The organism is Neobacillus drentensis (assembly GCF_036965645.1).
Classification (GTDB): Bacteria; Bacillota; Bacilli; order Bacillales; family Cytobacillaceae; genus Neobacillus; species Neobacillus drentensis_D.
In genome coordinates this window covers 3,776-5,622 of sequence record NZ_JBALPZ010000078.1, presented here as the reverse complement: position 1 = coordinate 5,622, position 1,847 = coordinate 3,776, and the positions used below count along the sequence as shown (strand labels likewise).

Here is a 1,847-nt window from a genome sequence, read left to right as displayed (position 1 = left end):
CAACATCCAAGATTAACACTGCCAAACTTTAAAAAACACAATCAGGCAACTGCAACTTTAAATCATTAACGAGCATCCGGGAAAGTTCTACGAATGGTATCGGAAAACTCATCGATGAAATTGGAAGAGGTTTGTTCATACCTAATTTCTCTTGTATATCTCGTCATTCGGCTATAGAATTGAGGATTTTTCGATATATAGACATTGTCGATATTAGCATCAACGGATTTTACTGCCATCGTAATTTTGCTTTTGATTGTTGCTGACAACCGCTTGCCAGGGGAACCTTTTAATTTAACAGCAACATAAGCGTTATTATCGGTGACAATAATATTTGCATGATCAATTTCAGATAAATTGGAAACCTTATCTGACGCTCGATTCGCAACTATAATCTTCGATGTGCTGTAATGAACTTGACTGTCCGGTAAGTGCTTATTACCAAGATTCCGCTTCCGGTCTATTTCGGGGTCACTGTTGTCGACGCTTGTGATACCTGGTCCACCATGATTGGGGGTATTATAATTGACTTTGGTCGGTTGTGTATTAGTGAGGTCAAGCTTCCGAGTTGCCACATCATCGTTTACACTATTTTTTGAACAGCCAGAAATATACAAACAAATCATGAGAGATACCAAAAAAACCAATCTTTTTTTCATTTATGTAAGCACTCCTTCGTTCAAGTTACCTTTTCAGTTAGGTTTCCTAAATTTGAACGAATTATCCTATTTGGTTACCTATAAAGGCTTTCTAGATTGGGACACCTGTATAGAAAAAAAGAAGCATTGGGTTCAATGCTTCTGAATCTTATTATAGAATTGTCTAGCTTCAGCGCCCAGCGACTAGTGTACTTCGCCCATCTCCCTACGATAAGTCAACACGAAAAAGCTAATGCTCTTCGTGTTGACTTTATCTCAGTCGAAGGGCTCCAGTCCTGTCGTGCGCTAAACGGGGGCTTCCGCTTTTCTTTTTATTTCTGGTGTGCAGGAGCTTCAATAGTCTTTTTGGTTTGGTATAGCTTCCGGCTTACTAAAGTCTGAAGTGTTAAAAATAACCCGCCGACAACCCAATAAAGAGGGAGAGCTGCTGGTGCGTTAAAAGAAAACATCACGATCATGAGAGGAGACATCAAGCCCATCATTTTCATTTGTTGCTGCTGGGCGGTTGGCATATTAGATTGAGATACCTTGAATTGGAAATAATAAACAAGGCCAGCGATAATCGTAATAATAATATCTGAATGCCCTAGATTAAACCATAAAAATTGATGGGTGGCAATTTCCTGTGAACCGCGAATTGCGTAATAGAAGGCTGTTAAGATTGGCATCTGGATAAGGATTGGTAAACAGCCCATATTCAGTGGATTAACACCATGCTTTGAATACAGTCCCATCATTTCAGCTTGAAGTTCCTGTTTCTTTTTCGGATCTTTTTCGGTTTTCATTTTCTTTTGAATGGCATCCATCTCGGGCTTTAAAACATCCATTTTTTCTTTCATAGCCATTTGATTTTTATATTGCCTAAGCATTAATGGCATTAATACAAGTCTGATAATGAGTGTAACCACAATAATCGCTAAACCATAGTTACCACCAAAAAATTCAGCAGTTGAATGGATAATAGTCGAGAATGGATGGACAAAATAGGTTTGAAAAAATCCTGTTTTATTAGCAGTAGTAGTTGTTGTTTGAGCTTGTGATGAGCAAGCAGATAACAGTAAGGTTGAGACTATAAAAATGGCCGCAAGTATAAGTGAAGATCGATTCTTTTTCATATTTCCTCCTAAAATGTCTTAGTATATTATGTGAATAAATATGGAAGGAAAGTTGGTTCTTCAGAATCATCCT

2 protein-coding genes are annotated in these 1,847 nt (G+C 38.0%); both read right to left on the bottom strand.

Annotated elements, in window-relative coordinates:
• Positions 1–65 precede the first annotated feature (65 nt).
• Positions 66–659 (bottom strand): YhcN/YlaJ family sporulation lipoprotein, encoded by a 594-nt coding sequence (locus V7266_RS15335; protein WP_335468807.1) that lies wholly within the window; start codon positions 657–659, stop codon positions 66–68.
• 311 nt (positions 660–970) lie between these two features.
• Entirely contained in the window at positions 971–1,774 is an 804-nt protein-coding gene (yidC, locus tag V7266_RS15330; protein WP_335468805.1) for a membrane protein insertase YidC, read from the bottom strand.
• Between the last annotated feature and the right edge of the window lie 73 nt (positions 1,775–1,847).

Excerpts from the sequence above, each read along its gene's own strand:
- V7266_RS15335 (WP_335468807.1), bottom strand. The coding sequence starts at position 659 with ATGAAAAAAAGATTGGTTTTTTTGGTATCTCTCATGATTTGTTTGTAT.
- yidC (WP_335468805.1), bottom strand. The coding sequence starts at position 1,774 with ATGAAAAAGAATCGATCTTCACTTATACTTGCGGCCATTTTTATAGTC.